This is a genomic window from Sphingomonas liriopis, assembly GCF_024211255.1.
GTDB classification, from domain to species: domain Bacteria; phylum Pseudomonadota; class Alphaproteobacteria; order Sphingomonadales; family Sphingomonadaceae; genus Sphingomonas; species Sphingomonas liriopis.
Window position 1 is genome coordinate 1 of the sequence record NZ_JAMLDY010000025.1, and the last position, 18,776, is coordinate 18,776.

An 18,776-nucleotide genomic window follows, 5' to 3' on the forward strand; every position below is an offset into this window, starting at 1 on the left:
GCGCGAGACGGTCGACGGCTGGCGATCCAGAGTTGCAGCGATTTGCCGGATCGATTGCCCGGCTTCATGAAGCCGGGCAATCGAACATCGTTCTTCAAGCGATAGCTGGCGATAGGTCGACATAGCAGCACCTGTCTCAGGTGTTGCACTTCGTTTGTGAACTCAGGGGGGGCCACCGATCCGCGCGCCCGAAGACCTGGGATGTGCGGAACCGTGGATGCCGGAACAAGTCCGGCATGACGGGGTCAGTGGGGCTGACGGTATACAGAGCCACCGTCCTGCGTCGCCGTCACACCAACAGCGTCGCCAACCCCATCGCCAGCCCCGCATGCACCATCGCGATCAGGTCGAGGTACGTCGCGAACGGCTGTTTGCGCGTCTTGTGCCGGAAGCGCTGCCGTGCCCATAGCGCGCCCGGCGATCCGCCCAGTGCGGCAAGGCCCAGCAACGTCGATTCGCGCACCCGCCAGCCACCGGACGTTGCGCGCGCCTTGTCATGCATGAAGGCCAGCACCGTCAGCAGATTGATCGCGACGAAGGCGGGCAGCAGCGCGACCGTCACCTATTTCGCCGGCGGCAGCGGGGTATATTGCGCCGAGACGAGTTTCCAGCCAGCGCCGCTGCGGACGGCGACGTAGCGGACGCGCAGCGCGCGGGTGAGCGACGTGCCGTCGGGCCGTGCCATCGTGAACGACAGGCGTTCGGTCTCGATGCCGAACGCGCCGTGCAGCGTGGTGAGCCGTTCGCTGCTCTGCAGGGCCGGCCCCGGCTTGCGCTGGTCGGGGGCGTAGAAGCCGAGCACCTTGGCACGGTCATCGACGTCGCCGATCGGCGAGATTTCCTGATAGTCGGACGCCAGCGTCTCGGCGAGCTGCGCGCTATCGAAAGCGGCGCGCGCAGCGTTGAAACGGTCGACCACCCGCTCCAGCGCTGCGGCGTCGGGCGTGGCCGCCGCCGCGACGGGCGTCACCATCGTCGTGGCGACCAGTGCGGCGGCAAGACTGAATGGCATCCGGCAGGCTCCATCGTGCAGGTGATGCACGCGAGTAATACGCTGCCGGCGACCGGGTCAAGCCGCCGTGGGCGCTCAGATCATGCCGAGCGCCTGCATGTACACCTCGAGGATCGCTTCCTCCTCCTGATATTCTTCCTTCTTCTTCTTGCGGATCGACAGGATCTTGCGGATCGCCTTGGGGTCGTAGCCGCGGCCCTTGGCCTCGGCCATCACGTCCTTGATGTCGTCGGCGATGCCCTTCTTCTCTTCCTCGAGCCGCTCGGCGCGCTCGATCAGCAGGCGCAGTTCGTCCGCCGCGACCTGACCGCCGCCCATGCCTTCTTGCCGTTCGTCCGCCATCGTCCCACCCCGCCGCAGATCCCTGCGGCCCTTCTGATTCGCGTGAAAAGGATACCGGTCGCGACCGGTAGGGGCGGGCGTCTAGGCGTTTACCACGTCGGGCTCAACCCCGGCCCTCATCCCCGGCCAGGCTCGGTCATCGCCGGCGGATCGCTCGCCGGGAACGATTCGTCGAGCGCCTCGTCCAGTGCTTCCTCGCGGGCCCCGTCATCTGTGGCGTTGCGCTTCAGGCTCTCGTCCATGCGGGCGAGCTGTTCGGGCGTCGCCTCGGTCTGGTAGCGCGCCTTCCACTCCGCCTGCGGCATGCCGTAGATCGTCTCGCGCGCCTCCGCCTTGTTCATGCCGCCCGCCTCCTCGATCCAGTCGGACAGGCAGTTGCGGCAGAAGCCCGACAGGCCCATCAGGTCGACGTTCTGCGCGTCGGTGCGGTGGCGCAGATGGCGGACCAGGCGGCGGAACGCCTGCGCGGCGACCGCATCGGGCAGCGCGGCAAGTTTGTCGGTCATGGGAGCCTTTCCGAAGTTGATCGACGTTAGATAGGGTTTAGAGGGGGGCGCGGCCATTCCCCAGGAGCCCCTTTCTATGACGACTGCCATTGCGCCCCGATCGCGGAAAGTGCGCGTGCTCGCGACGCTCGGTCCGGCGAGCAACACGCCGGAGATGATCGCGACGCTGTTCCAGGCGGGCGCCGATGCCTTCCGCATCAACATGAGCCATGGCGACCAGCAGTCGAAGGTCGCGGTGATCCAGGCGATCCGCGGGCTCGAAAAGCAGTTCCAGCGCCCCACCACGATCCTCGCCGATCTGCAGGGGCCCAAGCTGCGCGTCGGCAAGTTCGAGGGCGGCCGGACGGTGCTGGAGAGCGGCAGCACCTTCGTGCTCGACCGCGACGAGACGCCGGGCGACGCCACCCGCGTCGAGCTGCCGCACAAGGAGATCTTCGCCGCGATCGAACCGGGCGCGCGGCTGCTGCTCGACGACGGCAAGCTCGTGCTGCGTGTCACCGATCACGGACCCGAGCGGATCGAGACGATGGTCGAAGTCGGCGGCGCGCTGTCGAACAACAAGGGGCTGAACGTTCCCGACGTCGTGCTGCCGATGGCGGCGCTGACCGAAAAGGATCGCAGCGACCTCGCCTTCGCGGTCGAGCAGGGGGTCGACTGGATCGCGCTGTCGTTCGTGCAGCGGCCCGAGGATCTCGCCGAGGCGCGCAAACTGATCGGCGGCAAGGCGGCGCTGCTCGCCAAGATCGAGAAGCCCGCGGCGATCGATCGGCTCGAGGAGATCGTCGAAATGTGCGACGGCGTCATGGTCGCGCGCGGCGACCTCGGCGTCGAACTGCCCCCGCAGACGGTACCGCCGCTGCAGAAACGGATCGTCGAGACGTCGCGCCGGCTCGGCCGCCCGGTGGTGGTCGCGACGCAGATGCTCGAATCGATGATCCAGAGCCCGTCGCCGACGCGCGCCGAAGTGTCCGACGTCGCCACCGCGATCTACGATGGCGCCGACGCGATCATGCTGTCGGCGGAAAGCGCGGCGGGCGCGTGGCCGGTCGAATCGGTCGCGATGATGAACGCGATCGGCATCTCGGTCGAGGGCGACCCGATGCATGGCGACCGCATCCACTTCACGGTGACGCGCCCCGATCCGACCACCGCCGATGCGCTGTCGGAAGCCGCCAAGCAGATCGCCAGGACGGTGTCGGCGACCGCGATCATCTGCTTCACCACCTCGGGCTCGACCGCGCGGCGGATCGCGCGCGAGCGGCCGTCGGTGCCGCTGCTGGTGCTGACGCCCAGCAAGGACACCGCGCGGCGCCTCGGCCTGTTGTGGGGCACGCATGCGGTCCACACCCGCGACGTCGAATCGTTCGAGGACATGGTCGGCAAGGCCAAGCGCATGGCGCTGCGCACCGGCATCGCGCATGCGGGCGACCGGGTGATCGTGATGGCCGGCGTGCCGTTCCGCACGCCGGGTTCGACCAACGTGCTGCATGTCGTGCACATCACCGGCGATGAGTTGCGGGATTACGTGTGATCGTTCCGGTCGCTCCCCCACTACCGTTCGCCCTGGTGAGCAGGTCGTCGAGGCCCCCGGCCTCGACTGAAACGTCCGGGGGACGTTTCACCTGCTCACTGTCGAAGGGCTGCTGACTGCAAGCGCGTCGCTCGTGGATAGAGGGCTTCGACAGGCTCAGCCCGAACGGTTTTTGGGGCGCTCGACGCCCTCCGATTGCGACCTGACGCCCGCATGACAGCCAATTCACTGGCACCACCCCGGCCATGACGGCACAGGCGGCGCCATGGAGTTCGAGGTCAGCGCCGAGGCGAAGGACAAGCGCCTCAACCGCCGCGTCGCGGTCACCGTCGTCATCCTGTCGGTCGCGATGGGGCTGGGCAATATCAAGGACGGCAATATCGTCCAGGCGATGGACCAGGCGCAGGCGCGTTCGGTCGATCTGTGGAACGAATATCAGGCGACGCGCACCAAGTTGCGCGTGACCGAGATCGCGCAGCTGCAACTGGCGGCGATGCATGGCGCGCCCTCGCCGCAGCTCGCCGCCGATGCCGCGCGCTATCGGGGCGAGGCGCCGCGGCTGGCGGCGCAGGCAAAGGCGGCGAGCGCGCGCTACGATGCGCTCAACGTCCACGACGACCAGTTCGACGCCAGCGAGGCGGCGATCGCCACCGCCATCTCGATCTGCGCGGTCGCGGCGCTGGCGGAGAGCGGCTGGCTGCTGGTGGCGGCCTGGGGATTCGCGGGGTTCGGACTGTTCCTGTCGCTGTGTGGGTTCGCGGGATGGGGGTTTCATCCCGATGTGTTGAGTAGCGTGCTGGGGTGACCCGACATCTTCTTCCGTTCGTGCTGAGCCTGTCGAAGCACATGGTTCCACGGGCGAGCATCGGGTTGGTGGCACCGGCCCTTCGACAGTGAGCAGGTGAAACGTCCCCCGGACGTTTCAGTCGAGGCCGGGGGCCTCGACGACCTGCTCACCAGGGCGAACGGAAGCGGAGGGCGGGGCACGCGACTCCTACGTTACGTGTGGATGACCAGCGCCCGAGCCGTTAAAGGCGGTACATTATGTACCGTCCCGCTTTGTCCGTCGTCATCCCCTGCTACAACGAGGCCCCGTGCCTCGAGTTGCTCCACGCGCGCGTGTCCGCCGCGGCGCGTGCGGCGGTGGGGGACGATCACGAGATCGTGCTCATCAACGACGGCAGCCGCGACGACAGCTGGGCGGTGATGCAGCGGCTCGCCGCGCAGGACCCGCGGCTGGTGGCGATCAACCTGTCGCGCAACCACGGCCACCAGCTGGCGCTGACCGCGGGACTGGACCTGTGTTCGGGCGCGCAGATCCTCATCATCGACGCCGATCTGCAGGATCCGCCCGAACTGCTGACCGACATGCGCGCGACGATGGCCGCGCAAGGCGCGGACGTCGTCTATGCGGTGCGCCGCAAGCGCGAGGGCGAGACGATCTTCAAGAAGGCGACGGCCGCCGCCTTCTACCGCGTGCTCGACCGCGTCACCGATACGCCGATCCCGCTCGACACCGGCGATTTCCGGCTGATGAGCCGGCGCGCACTCGATGCGTTGCTGTCGCTGCCCGAGCAGGCGCGTTTCATCCGCGGCATGGTGGCGTGGGTGGGGTTCCGGCAGGTGCCGTTTCCCTACGACCGTGCCGAACGGCATGCGGGCGAAACCAATTATCCGCTCGGCAAGATGGTGCGGCTCGCGTTCGACGCGGTCACCGGTTTCTCGACGGCACCCTTACGCTTCGCCAGCCACGCCTCGGTGATCCTGGCGGGGGCGTCGCTGCTGCTGCTCTTTTACATCCTGTGGGGGTTCTTCGAAGGCTCGCCGGTGCAGGGCTGGACCTCGACGATGCTGGTGGTGACCGTGCTCAGCGCGGTGCAGATGTTCGTGCTGGGGATGATCGGCGAATATCTCGGGCGGCTGTACATCGAATCGAAGCGGCGGCCACTGTATCTGGTCGCCGACATCGCCGGGCCCGTGAAGGGGCATTCGACGCTGGGGTTCAACGCCGCCGAGCCGTCGCCGGAATTCGAGGTGGAGTGAATCCACCTCCCTCTCCCCCTCGGGGAGAGGGCATCAAAGTTACTGCGGCTCGGCAAGCGTCACGATCGACACGCCGGGGGTCAGCGGTACGCGGCCCACCACATGGCGTTCCAGGCGGAAGATTCGTTCGAACAGCGCGTTCAAAGGCTTGGCCGGGGGCGAATCGTCGCTGTCGTCGCGGCCTGTGAGGCGGCCGGCGATGCGCGCCGCCGCCGCCAGCGGGAAGAGCAGCGAGTTGAAATAGGTGAGCTTGCGTGAGCGCAGGCCGGCCGCTTCGATGGCCTTGACCAGCGATGCCTTGGAATAGCGGCGATGGTGATGGTTCACCACGTCGTGCGCGCTCCACAGCCACTGGTGCGCGGGTACCGCGATCAGGATCTTGCCGCCGGGCTTGAGCAGGCTGGCCATGCCCTTCAGCGCGGCGACGTCGTCCGCGATATGCTCGACCACGTCGAGCACCGCGACGAGATCGTAGCTCCCGCGCGTGACGCCGGGCAGGTCGGGCAGCGGCGCGTCGCCGACCGGCTTGCCGAGCCGTTCGCCGGCGATGGCGCGGGCGGCGGGGTCGATCTCGATCGCATCCACCTCGCCGAAGCTCGCCAGCATCGGCAGGTTATGGCCGGTGCCGCAGCCGATCTCGAGGATGCGCGCGCCCTTGGGGACATTGCCGTAGCGGGTCAGGTAATCGCTCAGGATGTCGCGGCGGGCGCGATACCACCAATGGGTGGAATCATGCGCGGCCATGCGGTCGTAGACGATGCGATCCATCAGAAGTCCTTGGCCATGTTACGCGAATACCAGCCAGCGATTGAGGATGAAGGTGAAGACCGTGGCCAGCGCCACGGCGGGGAGCAATGGCGCCCAGGCGGGCAGCCCGAAATGCGCGGTGCCGATCCAGGTGACGAGCGCATTCAGCGCCATGCCCGACGCCTGCACGCCGACGAACTGCGCCTGTTGCCGCATTCCGGGCGAGCGCGTGCCATGCCCCTTGAAGCTCCAGCGGCTGTGCAGGATATAGCCTGCACTGACCGCGACCGCGAAGGCGAAGGGGACGGCATAGACCGCATGTTCGCGGCGAAAGACCCAGGCGGTGAGCGGCAGGTAGACCGCCGAATAGATCAGCGTCGAGATACCGCCGGCGATCCCGAAACGGACGATCTGCCCCAGCAGGCCGCTGTTGCGCCATTCGTCCAGCCGTCCGGATGCTTCCCTCGCCATCGCGCCCGCCCTAAAGGCAATGCATCGCGAACGAAACAGTCCATTCGAGGGTCAGCCGCTTGAACACCACTTCCCGCAGGTCGCTGGACGATATCCTCGTCCGGCACTGGATCGCGCTGACCCTGCTGGCCTGGGCGATGGTGGCGACCTGGTACGTCTGGCACGACTGGAACATGGTGCGCTGGCTGTCGCTGGGCGACACCGACGACAATATGCGGCTGATGCAGGTGCGCGCGTGGCTGGCGGGGCAGCCGTGGTACGACCTGCGCAACTATCGGCTCAACCCGCCGGTCGGTTTCGACATCCACTGGAGCCGGATCGTCGACCTGCCGATCGCGGGGCTGATCCTGTTCTTCCGCCTGTTCACCAGCAACGCCTGGGCGGAGCGGCTGGCGTGCGGCATCGCGCCGCTGATCCCGCTGTCGATCGCGATGCTCGGCGTCGCCGCGACGGTGCGGCGGCTGATCCATCCACTGGCGTGGCCGCTTGGCGTGCTGTTCCTGCTGGGCACGTCGGCGACGATGCTGATGTTCCTGCCCGAACGGATCGACCATCACGGCTGGCAGCTGGCGATGCTGAGCCTGACCGTCGCCGGGCTGTGCGATGCCCAAGGCGCGCGCGGCGGGCTGATGGTCGGGCTCGCCAGCGCGGTCAGCCTGTCGATCGGCCTCGAAATGCTGCCCTATTGCGCGATGGCGGGGGCGATCCTGACGCTACGCTGGGTGTGGGAGCGCGCCGAGGCGATACGGCTGCAGGCCTATGCCTTGAGCCTCGGCGGCGGCAGCGCGATCGGCTTTGCGGCCTTTGCGTCCAACGCCAATTACGCGATGCGCTGCGACGCGCTGACTCCGGTATGGCTCAGCGTCACCGTCGCGGCGGGCGCGCTCTTGTTCCTGATGGCGCGGCTCAACCCGCAGGCGCGGGGGGTGCGCATCGGCCTTGCCGTGGCGGCGGGGGCGGTGATCGCGGCGGGCTTCGTCCACTTCTTCCCCCAATGCCTCGGCCGCCCCGAGGGCGTGTCGCCCGAGCTGCAGAAGAACTGGCTCGACAACGTCCGCGAGGCGAAGCCGATCTACAAACACCCCTTCCGCCTGGGCTTTCCGATCGCGGCGCTGCCGGTGGTGGGCGTGATCGGCGTGATCCTCGGCACCTGGCGCGCGCGGCGCAGCCCGATGCTGATCGGCTGGAGCGCGGTGGCGCTGTTCGTCACCTTCGCCTGCGCCATGCTGCTGTGGCAGGTGCGCGCCGGGCCCGCGGCGCAACTGCTCGCGGTGCCGGGCGCGACGTTGCTCGGCTGGATCGTGCTGCCGTGGCTGCTCGAGCATCGCTCGATGCCGGTGCGGATCGGCGGCACGGTGGCGGCGTTTCTGATCGTCTCCGGCCTGTTCGCGGGCCTCATCATCAAATATCTGCCGGTCGACCGGCCCAACGCCTATACCAAGCGGGTCAACGGCGCGACGGGCAGCTGCGTGCGCTATACCGTGCTGAAGGCGCTCGACCGCTATCCGGCGCAGACGATCTTCACCTTCACCGATCTGGGGCCGCGGCTCATCACCGTGACGCACCACGATGCGATCGCCGGGCCGTACCATCGCAACGGCGATGCGATCCTCGACGTGCAGCATGCCTTCGGCCGTTCGGCGGATGAGGCGCATGCGATCATCCGCCGCCATGGCGCGACGATGTTGCTGATCTGCCCCAACCATTCGGAATCGACCAATTACCGCGCGCGCAATCCGGGCGGCTTCTACGACCAGCTGGCGCACGGGCAGGTGCCGGCGTGGCTGACGCCGCTGCCGCTGCCGCGCAACTCGCCGCTGCGCCTGTTCAAGGTGGATTGAAGGTCATCCTCGTCCTACGGGCGGCGGGGGCGTCCGATCAGGCGAGCGCGGGTTCGCCTGTCGTCGCCTCACCGAGCAGCCCCTGCCGCTTGGCGACGATCGCGGGGACCAGCGCCTGCCCCGCGACGTTGACGGCGGTACGGCCCATATCGAGGATCGGATCGATCGCCAGCAGCAGCCCCGCGCCCTCCAGCGGCAGGCCCAGCGTCGACAGCGTCAGCGTCAGCATGACGAGCGCGCCGGTGAGGCCGGCGGTCGCCGCCGATCCCAGCACCGAGACGAGCACGATCAGCAGATAGTCGGTGCCGTGCAGCGGGATGCCGTAATATTGCGCCACGAACAAAGCCGCGATTGCCGGATAGATGGCGGCGCAGCCGTCCATCTTGGTCGTCGCGGCGAACGGCACGGCGAAGGCGGCATAGCTGCGCGGCACGCCCAGCCGTTCGGCGACCTGTTCGGTGACCGGCAGCGTCGCGATCGACGAGCGCGAGACGAAGCCCAGCTGGATCGCCGGCCAGGCGGTGGCGAAGAAACGCCGCGGGCTCATCCCGTTGGCGAGCAGCAACAGCGGATAGACGACGAACAGCACTAGGGCGAGGCCGATATAGACCGCGATCGCGAAGGTGCCGAGCGCCGACAGCGACTGCCAGCCGTAGCGCACCACCGCGCTGCCGAGCAGCGCACCCGTGCCGATCGGCGTCAGCCGCACCACCCAGCGCAGGATGCGGCGGAAGATCGCGAGCGCCGAGGCGTTGAATGCGAGGAACGGTGCGCCCGCATCGCCGGTGCGCACCGCGGCGACGCCGATCGCGATCGCGACGACGATCAGCTGGAGGACGTTGAACGACAGGCCGGTCTTCGCCGCGCCGTCGGCGAGCTTGGTCGAGGCTTCGAGCCCGAGGATGTTGACCGGCACCAGCCCGCGCAGGAAATCGAGCCACGACCCCGCGGTATCGGGCCGCACCGCCGCGGCGGCGCTCACCCCCGCCTGCGCGCCCGGCTGCAGCAGCGTGCCGAGCGTCAGCCCGATCGACACCGCGATCAATGCGGTGATCGCGAACCAGACGAACGTGCCCGCGACCAGCTTCGCCGCATCGTTGAGGTCGCGCAGCGCCGCGATCGACGCGACGATCGCGGTGAACACCAGCGGCACGACCAGCGCTTTCAGCAACTGGACGAAGATGTCGCCGATGATCTTGAGCGCATCGGCGAGGCCGGTCGCGTCATACTGGCGCGCGACGAAGCCCAAGGCGAGGCCGATGGCCATGCCGATGAACACCTGTACGCCGAAGGAGGGTCTGGTCATCGCCCCGATGTAGGCGCTCGGGACACGCGGACGAGCCAAGAAATGGCCGTGCGCCCCTAAACCAAGGCTTGCCCGCCCTGTCGATCCGCGCGCGACGGGTGTAGGGGATCGCGATGGACCGTACGCCTGCCGCTGCCCGTATCGACCGCCGCTGGCTCGCCGAGGCGGTGCGGCGGATCGAGGCGGACTATAACCGCTCCGCCGACACGCACCTGATCCGCCTGCCGCTGCCGCGTTGTCCGGGCGTGACGCTGTACCTGAAGGACGAGAGCAGCCACCCGACCGGCAGCCTGAAGCACCGGCTCGCGCGCTCGCTATTCCTCTACGCGCTGTGCAACGAATGGATCGGCCCGGACACGGTGGTGATCGAGGCATCGTCGGGATCGACCGCGGTGTCGGAGGCGTATTTCGCGCGCATGCTCGGGCTGCGCTTCATCGCGGTGGTGCCGGCGCAGACCGCCGCGCCCAAGCTCGACGCGATCCGCTTCCATGGCGGCGAGATCCACGCGGTCGACGATCCGCGTACCGTCTACGACGCCGCACACCGGCTCGCGCGGGAAACCGGCGGACATTACATGGACCAGTTCACCTATGCCGAGCGCGCCACCGACTGGCGCGGCAACAACAATATCGCGCAGAGCATCTTCGCACAGATGGCGCACGAGGAGCATCCCGTGCCCGCCTGGGTGGTGTGCGGCGCGGGGACCGGCGGCACCTCGGCCACGATCGGCCGCTTCATCCGCTACCAGCGTCACACGACGCGATTGTGCGTCGCCGATCCGGTCGCATCGGTCTTCCACCGTCATTTCGCCGATCCCGCCGTCATCGCCTTGCCCGACGGCTGCGCCAGCCGCGTCGAGGGGATCGGCCGGCCGCGGCTGGAGCCCAGTTTCATCCCCTCGATCGTCGACCGGATGATCGCGGTCGAGGATGCCGCCAGCCTGGGCGCGATGCGCGCGCTGTCGGAGGCGCTCGGGCGCAGCGTAGGCGGCTCGACCGGTACCAACCTGCAGGCGTGCGCGACCATCGCCACCGAGATGGCGGCGGCGGGCGAGCAGGGCAGCATCGTCACGTTGCTGTGCGATGGCGGCGACCGTTACGCCTGCACCTATTACGACGACGCCTGGTGCGCCGGGCACGGCATCGCGTGGCAGCCGGCGGCGGCGGCGATGCGCGCCTTTCTCGACCCGCGGGGCTGAACCGTCAGGCGGTGGCGGCGAGCGCCGCGTCGATGTCCGTCGCGGCATGGCGTTCGCGCAGGAAGGTGCCGGGTTCGCCGGTGATGCGGTTGACGATGCGGCCGCGGTGCACGCCCTCGCGCGCGGCGATCCGGTCGGACCAGCGGGCGAGGTTGGCGTATTCGCCGACACTCAGGAAGTCCTGCGCGCCATAGGCACCATTGAGCAACCCGCCGTACCAGGGCCACACCGCGATATCGGCGATCGTGTAATCGTCGCCGGCCAGATAGGTGCGATGCGCCAGATGCGTGTCGAGCACGTGGAGCTGGCGCTTGGCCTCCATCGCATAGCGGTCGATCGCATATTGGATCTTGAACGGCGCATAGGCGTAGAAATGGCCGAAGCCGCCGCCGACGAAGGGCGACGACCCTATCTGCCACATCAGCCAGTTGATCGTCTCGACCCGCGCCGGCCCGGCAGCGGGCAGGAAGGCGCCGAACTTTTCGGCGAGGTAGAGCAGGATCGATCCGCTCTCGAACAGCCGCGTCGGCGGCTCGGTCGTGTGGTCGGCGAGTGCCGGGATCTTCGAATTGGGGTTGAGCGCGACGAAGCCGCTGCCGAACTGGTCGCCCTTGCCGATCTCGACCAGCCAGGCATCGTATTCGGCGCCCGCGTGACCCGCGGCGAGCAGCTCCTCGAGCAGGATCGTCACCTTCTGCCCGTTGGGCGTGCCGAGCGAATAGAGCTGGAGCGGATGCGTGCCGACCGGCAGCGCGCGATCATGCGTGGCGCCGGACACCGGGCGGTTGATGCTGGCGAACTGGCCGCCGTTCGCCGTGTCCCACGTCCACACCGCGGGCGGGACATAGCCCGCGGGCTGGTTCGCGCTGTCGCTATCCGCCATCGATCGTGCCTCGTCTGTTACGAGGGCGATGTAGGGACACCGGCGCCACATGCCAGCTGTCGGCGATGTTCCGGTCGTCCCGGAAATCGTCAAAAAATGGTGCTGCCGGTGAGGATTGAACTCACGACCTCAGCCTTACCAAGGATGCGCTCTACCACTGAGCTACGGCAGCACTGCCCTTTCGAGCGAAGCGCGCCTAGAGACGACCGGGACCGGATTGTCAAGCGTTTGCCGACGCGGCTAGGGTCGCGGCATGGCGAACACCGACGAACGGGCCGTGCGGCTGGCGGCGCAATTGCGCGCCAACCTGCATCGACGCAAGGCGCAGGCGCGCGCGGGGGCGCGGTCAGCGCAGGCCGGTGACGATCATCCCGGCGGCGAGCAGCGAGGTGGCGGCGAGATAGGACAGCCCGCTCGCGATCAGGAACAGACCGAGTAACGCGCCGATCGTCATCACCCGATGGCCGAACACTTTGATATGAGCCATGCCCTGTCATCCCCATCCAGCACCGGGCCGATCGTGGCGGCGACCCTAGCGTGATAGGCATTGAGCCATGACCGTTCGGCCGGTGTCAATAGGGCCGGATCGATCAGATCGCGCTCGATCGGCGCGAAGGTCAGTGTCTCGAACCCCAGCATGGTGCGGTCGGGATCGCCGCCGGGGATGGTGACCGGTACGGTGAGCAGCAGGTTTTCGATGCGGATGCCGTATTCGCCGGCCTTGTAATAGCCCGGCTCGTTGGACAGCATCATGCCGGCGCGCAGCGGCTCGAGGCTGGCGCCGCCGGGGTAATTGGGTGCAGCGATCCGCTGCGGCCCTTCGTGCACCGACAGGTAGCTGCCGATGCCGTGGCCGGTGCCGTGGCCGAAGTCGAGGCCCGCTTCCCACAAGGGGCGGCGGGCGAAGCCGTCGATCTGCGCGCCGCTGGTGCCGTCGGGGAAGATCGCGGTGGCGATGGCGATATGGCCCTTGAGCACGCGGGTGAAACGGTCGCGCATTTCGGCGGTCGGTGCGCCGACAGGCACGACGCGGGTGACGTCGGTGGTGCCGTCCACGTACTGCCCGCCCGAATCGATCAGGAAGAGCTCGCCCAGCCGCAGCGGCGCGTTCGACTCTTCGGTGACGTGATAATGCGGGCTGGCGCCGTGGGCGCCGGTCGCCGAGATCGTGTCGAACGAGGTGTCGAGCAGGCAGCCCGTCTCCTGCCGGAACGCGAGCAGCTGCGCGGCGGCGGAGAGTTCGGTGACGCCACCCCTGGGCGCCTCCGCCTCGACCCAGCGCAAGAAGCGGCTGAGCGCGGCACCGTCGCGGAGCGAGGCGGCACGGTGGCCGGCGACCTCTGCGGGGTTCTTGAGCGCCTTGGCGAGGACGACGGGGTCGCGCAGCGGCAGGACCTTCGCGCCGCCGGTGGCGAGGGAATCGAAGATCGCGGCGACGGCGCGTTCTGGGTCGGCGGCGACGCGCTTGCCGGCATAGCCCTGCAGCGCGTCGGCGAAGGCGGCGCGGTCGTGCAGGCGGACGGCGTTGCCGAGGTGCTGGCGTACCGCGTCGTCGAGCTTGTCGGGGGCGACGAACAGGTCGGTGGTGCCGTCGGCCTGGACGATCGCATAGGCGAGCGCGACCGGCGTGTGCGCCACGTCGGCGCCGCGGATATTGAGCGCCCAGGCGATCGAATCGAGCGCGGTAAGGACGACGGCGTCGGCCTTTTGCCCGGCGAGCCAGTCGGCGATGTGTGCACGCTTGGCGGCGGAGCCTTCGCCGGCATGGGTGTCATGGTGGACGGTGAGCGGGGCGGGCGAGGGGGCGGGGCGGTCATGCCAGACCGCATCGATCGGGTTGGCGACGACGGGGATGAGGCTGGCGCCGCGGTCGGCGAGCGCGGCGGCGGTGGCCTTCACCCACGGATCGGTGTGCAGCCACGGGTCGTAGCCGATCCGCTGGCCTTCGCCGATGTGCGCGGCGAGCCAGCCGGTGACGCTTTCCTGCGGTACGGGGATATAGGACCAGTCGTCGGCAGAGACCTGTTCGCGGACCTGCAGCGTGTAGCGGCCGTCGGTGAAGATCGCCGCCGCGTCCGCCAGCACCACTGCGGTGCCCGCCGACCCGCCGAAGCCGGTCAGCCAGCCGAGCCGTTGCGCATAGGCGCCGACATATTCGCTCATATGTTCGTCGGTGAGCGGGACGACGAAACCGTCGAGTCCTGAGCGGGCGAGTTCGGCGCGGAGCGCGGCGAGGCGGGGGGCATGGGTCATCGAACGGGTCCGTCAAAGGTCACAAAGGTCACGCACAGGCATGTCGGCTGCGGCATACCACCGGGGGCGCGCCACGCCGAGTCGCGCACCGTGGCATGGATGGGGTGGTGTAGGACAGTTTCCCTTCGCCGGCGTCCAACATTGCGGATGTCGCTGGAGCGTAATTTGGCGCGCGGAGGCGCGGAGGACGCAGAGGTGTATCGGCTGGGGCAGCGTGGGCCTGTCGTTTCGGCTGATGCACTCCATCCGTTCGCCCTGAGCCTGTCGAAGGGCCTGAGTCTCACCTGCTCACCAGCACGAACGGTTTGTCTGGAGCCATCTCCAAGTTTGACGGGGAGAGGCAGGCTAAACCGGCGGGACGGCTCAGTGCGCCTTGCGGCGCGGCAGCAGGTGCAGCGCGCCGGCGATGATGCCGCCGACGATCAGGCCGAGGATGCCTGCGCCGATCGCGGCGACCAGCCATGCGATCACGCCGGGCAGTACGCCGACCGCGTGCGCCGCGCCCTCCGCCGCGCCGTGGATGGCGTGCGGGAGCGTGGTCAGGCCGAAACCCTCCATGCCATGGACGATGATGCCGCCGCCGACCCACAGCATCGCCGCGGTGCCGATCAACGACAGCGCGGTCAGCACGCGCGGCATCGCGGCGACGAGGCCGCGGCCGAGCGCCTGGCTCCCCGCGCCGGGGCGCCCGGCAAGATGGAGGCCGACGTCGTCCATCTTCACGATCAGCGCGACGACGCCATAGACGCCCGCGGTGATCGCGATGCCCACGAGTGCGAGCGCGATCGCCTGGTTGAGCAGCGTCTGGTCGGCGAGCTGGCCCAATGCGATCGCCATGATCTCGCCCGACAGGATCAGGTCGGTGCGCACCGCGCCCGCGACCTGGCGGTCTTCCAGCTCCTTGGGATCGGTGGTGGTCGCGGCCTCGTCGCCATGGCCGTGGCCGGTAATCGCGCCGATGATCTTCTCCGCGGCCTCGAAGCACAGGAAGGCGCCGCCCGCCATCAGGATCGGGGTGATCGCCCAGGGCGCGAAGGCGCTGAGGATCAGCGCGGCGGGGAGGAGGAAGATCAGTTTGTTGCGCAAGGACCCCTTGGCGATCTTCCAGATGATCGGCAGTTCGCGCGCCGGACTGAGGCCGACGACATAGGTGGGGGTGACGGCGGTATCGTCGATGACGACGCCCGCCGCCTTCGCGCCCGCCTTGCCCGCCGCGCCCGCGACGTCGTCGAGGCTGGCGGCGGCGAGCTTCGCCATCGCCGCGATGTCGTCGAGCAGTGCCACCAATCCGCCGGCCATTGACGTGTCCCCTTTGTATGTGGGCCGTGCATGGCGGCGCGAGCGCGCGGGTTCAACCTGTGAGATGTTGCTGGCGTGTTGCTTAGGCGGAAGCGGTCGCCCCACTCACGTCCTCACCCCGGACTTGTTCCGGGGTCCACCGTGCGGCGGGGGAAGAGCTTGAGCCTCTTGCCTCTCGCTCGTGGCGAAGTGGACCCCGGAACACGTCCGGGGTGACGAAAGGAAACTGGACGAGGGCGTGAGCCTCAAGACCGTTTCCCATCCCCTGCCATCGTGTTCTAAGGCAAGGCGATGACCGAGCCCACGCCCCCCGTCGCCGAACGCCGTCCGCACAGCTTCACCGCGCATGGCGTGACGATCGAAGACCCCTATGCCTGGCTGAAGGACCCGAACTATCCCGAGGTCGACGATGCCGACGTGCTCGCCTATCTCGAGGCGGAGAACGCCTATTTCGAAAGCGTGATGGCGCCGCACCGGCCGCTGGTCGACCGGCTGTACGAAGAGATGAAGGCGCGGATCAAGGAGGATGAATCCTCCGTGCCGCAGAAGGACGGCGACTGGGTCTATTGGACTGCCTACGAGACCGGTGGCCAGTATCGGAAGTGGTGGCGCAAGCCCGCCAACAATCAGGATGGGGCGGGCGGCGACGACCAGCTGCTGCTCGACGAGCCGGCGCTGGCCGAGGGCAAGGAGTATTTCCGGCTCGGCGCGTTCGCGGTCAGCAACGACGGCCGTTACCTCGCCTATGGAATCGACGACAGCGGCGCCGAACGGTTCGAGGTGCGGGTCAAGGATCTCGATACCGGCGAGCATCTGCCGGAGGTGATTCCGGGGATGCTGTCGGAGATCGTCTGGACGAGCGACGATGCGGGGTTCCTGTATGGCGTCGCCAACGACCAGTGGCGGACCGACAATGCGCGCTTCCACCGGCTCGGCACGCCGGTGAGCGAGGACGTCGAGCTGTTCCACGAGGACGACGAGGGCTATCGCGTCGCGGTCGCCGAGACGAGCGACCGGCAGTGGATCGTGATCGGCACCGGCGACCATGTGACGAGCGAAATCCGGCTGCTGCCCGCGAACGATCCCTTCGCCGAACCGATCCTCGTCGCTCCCCGGCAGGCGGGACGCGAATATGACGTCGATGCGCATGACGGTACGCTGTTCATCCACACCAACGATACCGATCCGATGTGGCGGCTGTGCACCGCCAGCATCGACGCGCCCGGGGAGTGGCACGAGCTGATCCCGGCGGACCCGCATTTCTACATGACGGGGGTCGAATGCTACGCCGACTTCTTCGTGGTCGAGGGGCGACTGGACGGGTTGGATCAGATCGCGATCCACCGCTACGACGCGCCGACGGTGGCGCAGCGGATCACCTTTCCCGAGGCGAGCTATGCCGCGGGGCTGGGCGACAATCCCGAATATGCCGTCGACACGCTGCGGCTGGGCTATGAGTCGATGGTGACGCCGGGAACGGTGTACGATTACGACGTCGCGAGCGGTGCGCTGACCGTGCTGAAGGTGCAGGAGATTCCGGCGGGGTACGACGCCGGCGGCTATGCCACCGAGCGGTTGAAGATCAGGGTGCGCGACGGCACCGAGGTGCCGGTGTCGATCGTCTATCCCGCCGGCTTCGTGCGCGACGGGTCGCGGCCGTTGTTCCTCTATGCCTATGGGGCGTACGGCTATGCGATCCCGCCGGGGTTCTCGACCGGGCGATTGAGCCTGCTCGATCGCGGCTTCGCCTATGCCATCGCGCATATCCGCGGCGGCGACGACCTTGGCCAGCAATGGTATCACGACGGCAAGCTGGAGAAGCGCGTCAACACGTTCAACGACTTCGTCGATGTCGCGCAGGGGCTGATCGATGGCGGCTGGACCAGTGCCGGGCGGATCGCCACCGCGGGGCGCTCGGCGGGGGGTGAGCTGATGGGGGCGGTGGTCAATTCGAACCCCGAATTGTGGGGCGCGGTGATCGCCGACGTGCCGTTCGTCGACGTGCTCAACACGATGCTCGACGCCGATCTGCCGCTGACCCCGGGGGAATGGCCCGAATGGGGCAATCCAATTCTGGACAAGGCGGCGTTCGACCTGATCCGGTCGTACAGTCCGTACGACAATGTCGTCGCACAGGATTATCCGCCGTTGTTCATTTCGGGCGGGCTCAACGATCCGCGCGTGACGTACTGGGAGCCGGCGAAATGGGCGGCGAAATTGCGCGCCACGAAGACCGACGATAATTTGCTGCTCCTCAAGACCAACATGGGCGCCGGGCATGGCGGCAAGTCGGGGCGGTTCGAGAGCCTGCGCGAGGCGGCGGAGGAGCATGCCTTCGTGCTGTGGCAGCTGGGGATCGACTCCTGAGCATCGAATCGCTCATCGCCGATTACGGGCTGGTCGCGATCTTCCTGGGCGCCGGGATCGAGGGCGAGACGATGGTGCTCGCCGGTGGATTGTTCGCGCATGAGGGGATGCTGTCGCTGCCCGGTGCGGCGATCGCGGCGGCGGCGGGGTCGTTCGTCGCGGATCAGGGGTTCTTCGCCGCCGGGCGGCGCTTCCGCAACCATCGCTGGGTGCGGCGGGCGCAGGGCAAGCCGGCGTTCGCCAGGGCGCTGGAGACGCTGGAACGCCGTCCGATCGGGTTCATCTTCGCCTTCCGCTTCCTCTATGGCCTGCGCACGGTCAGCCCGATCGCGATCGGCACCAGCGACGTGCCGACGCGCACCTTCCTGTGGATCAACGCGGTCGCGGCGGCGGTGTGGGGGGTGCTGTTCACCGGCCTGGGCTACGTGTTCGGGACGGGAGTCGCCGAATTGCTCGGCCGCTATCGCCCGCATGGGCGGCAGTGGCTGTGGGTGGCGGGGGCGGCGGTGGTGCTGGGTCTCGCATTCGGTGCGTTCCGCTGGTGGCGCAGGAGGGACGGATGAGCGCACGCTTCACGCTGACGATCACCGCGGTCGAGGACGACATCGACGAGCTCGGCCACGTCAACAATGCGGTCTGGGTGCGCTGGATCCAGGATATCGCGGTGGCGCATTGGGACGCGGTCGCGCCGGCGGTGCATCGCGAGACGATGGTGTGGGTCGTGACGCGCCACGAGATCGATTACCGCGGCAATGTGGTGGCGGGCGAGACGGTGACGGGCGAGACCTGGGTGCCGGAACCGCCGAAGGGCGCGCGGTTCGATCGGCATGTGCGGTTCGTCGGCGCGGACGGCCGGGTCAAGGTGGAGGCGGTGACCACCTGGGCGCTGCTGGAGCGCAGCACCGGGCGGTTGCTGCGGGTGCGGCCGGAAGTGGCGGCGCCGTTTTTGTCCTGAATCCTCCCCGGCACGGGGAGG

At 68.2% G+C, this 18,776-nt stretch carries 20 protein-coding genes and 1 tRNA gene; 8 read left to right on the top strand and 13 right to left on the bottom strand.

Annotated elements, in window-relative coordinates; genetic code table 11:
* The 5 genes from M9979_RS17460 to M9979_RS15955 all read right to left on the bottom strand — a co-directional run.
* On the bottom strand, positions 1-123 hold a 123-nt coding region (locus M9979_RS17460; RefSeq protein WP_422922304.1), incomplete at its 3' end, for a helix-turn-helix domain-containing protein.
* A 166-nt stretch (positions 124-289) separates the two neighbouring features.
* Positions 290-562: a DUF1294 domain-containing protein gene (locus M9979_RS15940; RefSeq protein WP_340689078.1), complete on the bottom strand. Its 273-nt coding sequence runs from the start codon at positions 560-562 to the stop codon at positions 290-292.
* Positions 563-1,012 (bottom strand): nuclear transport factor 2 family protein, encoded by a 450-nt coding sequence (locus M9979_RS15945; RefSeq protein WP_254290348.1) that lies wholly within the window; start codon positions 1,010-1,012, stop codon positions 563-565.
* Positions 1,013-1,087: 75 nt separating this feature from the next.
* Positions 1,088-1,354, bottom strand: coding sequence for a DUF2312 domain-containing protein (locus M9979_RS15950; protein WP_254290349.1), 267 nt, complete (start codon positions 1,352-1,354; stop codon positions 1,088-1,090).
* A 116-nt stretch (positions 1,355-1,470) separates the two neighbouring features.
* Positions 1,471-1,860, bottom strand: coding sequence for a DUF1244 domain-containing protein (locus tag M9979_RS15955; RefSeq protein WP_254290350.1), 390 nt, complete (start codon positions 1,858-1,860; stop codon positions 1,471-1,473).
* 76 nt (positions 1,861-1,936) lie between these two features.
* Here M9979_RS15955 and pyk point away from each other — a divergent pair, with 76 nt between their 5' ends.
* From pyk to M9979_RS15970, 3 genes are all read left to right on the top strand, one after another.
* Positions 1,937-3,391 (top strand): pyruvate kinase, encoded by a 1,455-nt coding sequence (gene pyk, locus M9979_RS15960; RefSeq protein ID WP_254290351.1) that lies wholly within the window; start codon positions 1,937-1,939, stop codon positions 3,389-3,391.
* 265 nt (positions 3,392-3,656) lie between these two features.
* Positions 3,657-4,196: a DUF4337 domain-containing protein gene (locus M9979_RS15965; RefSeq protein WP_254290352.1), complete on the top strand. Its 540-nt coding sequence runs from the start codon at positions 3,657-3,659 to the stop codon at positions 4,194-4,196.
* A 239-nt stretch (positions 4,197-4,435) separates the two neighbouring features.
* Positions 4,436-5,434 (top strand): glycosyltransferase family 2 protein, encoded by a 999-nt coding sequence (locus M9979_RS15970; protein WP_254290353.1) that lies wholly within the window; start codon positions 4,436-4,438, stop codon positions 5,432-5,434.
* Positions 5,435-5,473: 39 nt separating this feature from the next.
* Here M9979_RS15970 and M9979_RS15975 read toward each other — a convergent pair whose 3' ends face one another.
* Both M9979_RS15975 and M9979_RS15980 read right to left on the bottom strand, forming a co-directional pair.
* Entirely contained in the window at positions 5,474-6,202 is a 729-nt protein-coding gene (locus tag M9979_RS15975; protein WP_254290354.1) for a class I SAM-dependent methyltransferase, read from the bottom strand.
* 18 nt (positions 6,203-6,220) lie between these two features.
* Complete coding sequence (locus tag M9979_RS15980) at positions 6,221-6,652, bottom strand: GtrA family protein (RefSeq protein ID WP_254290355.1); 432 nt, start codon at positions 6,650-6,652, stop codon at positions 6,221-6,223.
* Positions 6,653-6,711: 59 nt separating this feature from the next.
* Here M9979_RS15980 and M9979_RS15985 point away from each other — a divergent pair, with 59 nt between their 5' ends.
* On the top strand, positions 6,712-8,493 hold the full coding sequence (locus M9979_RS15985) for an AcrB/AcrD/AcrF family protein (protein ID WP_254290356.1): 1,782 nt from the start codon (positions 6,712-6,714) through the stop codon (positions 8,491-8,493).
* 37 nt (positions 8,494-8,530) lie between these two features.
* Here the strand turns inward: M9979_RS15985 and M9979_RS15990 are convergent, their stop codons facing one another.
* Positions 8,531-9,799 carry a dicarboxylate/amino acid:cation symporter gene (locus tag M9979_RS15990; protein ID WP_254290357.1) on the bottom strand — a complete coding sequence of 423 codons (1,269 nt, stop codon included), beginning with the start codon at positions 9,797-9,799 and terminating at the stop codon, positions 8,531-8,533.
* 113 nt (positions 9,800-9,912) lie between these two features.
* Here M9979_RS15990 and M9979_RS15995 point away from each other — a divergent pair, with 113 nt between their 5' ends.
* Positions 9,913-10,998, top strand: a complete 1,086-nt coding sequence (locus M9979_RS15995) for a PLP-dependent cysteine synthase family protein (protein ID WP_254290358.1) — start codon at positions 9,913-9,915, stop codon at positions 10,996-10,998.
* A 4-nt stretch (positions 10,999-11,002) separates the two neighbouring features.
* On the opposite strand, the gene yghU is transcribed toward M9979_RS15995, so the two are convergent.
* The 5 genes from yghU to M9979_RS16020 all read right to left on the bottom strand — a co-directional run bounded on the left by yghU (position 11,003) and on the right by M9979_RS16020 (position 15,433).
* On the bottom strand, positions 11,003-11,881 hold the full coding sequence (gene yghU, locus M9979_RS16000; RefSeq protein WP_254290359.1) for a glutathione-dependent disulfide-bond oxidoreductase: 879 nt from the start codon (positions 11,879-11,881) through the stop codon (positions 11,003-11,005).
* A gap of 97 nt (positions 11,882-11,978) precedes the next feature.
* Positions 11,979-12,053, bottom strand: a tRNA-Thr gene (locus M9979_RS16005).
* Between the two features lie 174 nt (positions 12,054-12,227).
* Positions 12,228-12,368, bottom strand: a complete 141-nt coding sequence (locus M9979_RS16010; protein ID WP_254290360.1) for a hypothetical protein — start codon at positions 12,366-12,368, stop codon at positions 12,228-12,230.
* Entirely contained in the window at positions 12,335-14,134 is a 1,800-nt protein-coding gene (locus M9979_RS16015; protein ID WP_254290361.1) for an aminopeptidase P family protein, read from the bottom strand. The genes M9979_RS16010 and M9979_RS16015 overlap by 34 nt, the downstream gene beginning before the upstream one ends.
* 363 nt (positions 14,135-14,497) lie before the next feature.
* Positions 14,498-15,433 carry a DUF808 domain-containing protein gene (locus M9979_RS16020; RefSeq protein ID WP_254290362.1) on the bottom strand — a complete coding sequence of 312 codons (936 nt, stop codon included), beginning with the start codon at positions 15,431-15,433 and terminating at the stop codon, positions 14,498-14,500.
* A 291-nt stretch (positions 15,434-15,724) separates the two neighbouring features.
* Here M9979_RS16020 and M9979_RS16025 point away from each other — a divergent pair, with 291 nt between their 5' ends.
* Genes M9979_RS16025 through M9979_RS16035 form a run of 3 tightly spaced genes read left to right on the top strand, consistent with a single transcriptional unit; the run spans position 15,725 to position 18,755 of the window.
* Entirely contained in the window at positions 15,725-17,800 is a 2,076-nt protein-coding gene (locus M9979_RS16025; RefSeq protein WP_254290363.1) for a S9 family peptidase, read from the top strand.
* On the top strand, positions 17,797-18,363 hold the full coding sequence (locus tag M9979_RS16030; RefSeq protein WP_254290392.1) for a DedA family protein: 567 nt from the start codon (positions 17,797-17,799) through the stop codon (positions 18,361-18,363). Before M9979_RS16025 ends, M9979_RS16030 begins: the two co-directional genes overlap by 4 nt.
* Positions 18,360-18,755 (top strand): acyl-CoA thioesterase, encoded by a 396-nt coding sequence (locus tag M9979_RS16035; RefSeq protein WP_254290364.1) that lies wholly within the window; start codon positions 18,360-18,362, stop codon positions 18,753-18,755. Before M9979_RS16030 ends, M9979_RS16035 begins: the two co-directional genes overlap by 4 nt.
* Positions 18,756-18,776 lie beyond the last annotated feature (21 nt).

What these genes read in the sequence shown, in the direction of transcription:
- M9979_RS15990 (WP_254290357.1), bottom strand. Translation starts at nt 9,799, where the DNA reads ATGACCAGACCCTCCTTCGGCGTACAGGTGTTCATCGGCATGGCCATC.
- M9979_RS15970 (WP_254290353.1), top strand. Translation starts at nt 4,436, where the DNA reads ATGTACCGTCCCGCTTTGTCCGTCGTCATCCCCTGCTACAACGAGGCC.
- M9979_RS16020 (WP_254290362.1), bottom strand. Translation starts at nt 15,433, where the DNA reads ATGGCCGGCGGATTGGTGGCACTGCTCGACGACATCGCGGCGATGGCG.
- M9979_RS15975 (WP_254290354.1), bottom strand. Translation starts at nt 6,202, where the DNA reads ATGGATCGCATCGTCTACGACCGCATGGCCGCGCATGATTCCACCCAT.
- M9979_RS16010 (WP_254290360.1), bottom strand. Translation starts at nt 12,368, where the DNA reads ATGGCTCATATCAAAGTGTTCGGCCATCGGGTGATGACGATCGGCGCG.
- M9979_RS15955 (WP_254290350.1), bottom strand. Translation starts at nt 1,860, where the DNA reads ATGACCGACAAACTTGCCGCGCTGCCCGATGCGGTCGCCGCGCAGGCG.
- M9979_RS15950 (WP_254290349.1), bottom strand. Translation starts at nt 1,354, where the DNA reads ATGGCGGACGAACGGCAAGAAGGCATGGGCGGCGGTCAGGTCGCGGCG.
- M9979_RS15995 (WP_254290358.1), top strand. Translation starts at nt 9,913, where the DNA reads ATGGACCGTACGCCTGCCGCTGCCCGTATCGACCGCCGCTGGCTCGCC.
- pyk (WP_254290351.1), top strand. Translation starts at nt 1,937, where the DNA reads ATGACGACTGCCATTGCGCCCCGATCGCGGAAAGTGCGCGTGCTCGCG.
- M9979_RS16015 (WP_254290361.1), bottom strand. Translation starts at nt 14,134, where the DNA reads ATGACCCATGCCCCCCGCCTCGCCGCGCTCCGCGCCGAACTCGCCCGC.
- yghU (WP_254290359.1), bottom strand. Translation starts at nt 11,881, where the DNA reads ATGGCGGATAGCGACAGCGCGAACCAGCCCGCGGGCTATGTCCCGCCC.
- M9979_RS15945 (WP_254290348.1), bottom strand. Translation starts at nt 1,012, where the DNA reads ATGCCATTCAGTCTTGCCGCCGCACTGGTCGCCACGACGATGGTGACG.
- M9979_RS15980 (WP_254290355.1), bottom strand. Translation starts at nt 6,652, where the DNA reads ATGGCGAGGGAAGCATCCGGACGGCTGGACGAATGGCGCAACAGCGGC.
- M9979_RS16025 (WP_254290363.1), top strand. Translation starts at nt 15,725, where the DNA reads ATGACCGAGCCCACGCCCCCCGTCGCCGAACGCCGTCCGCACAGCTTC.
- M9979_RS16035 (WP_254290364.1), top strand. Translation starts at nt 18,360, where the DNA reads ATGAGCGCACGCTTCACGCTGACGATCACCGCGGTCGAGGACGACATC.
- M9979_RS15965 (WP_254290352.1), top strand. Translation starts at nt 3,657, where the DNA reads ATGGAGTTCGAGGTCAGCGCCGAGGCGAAGGACAAGCGCCTCAACCGC.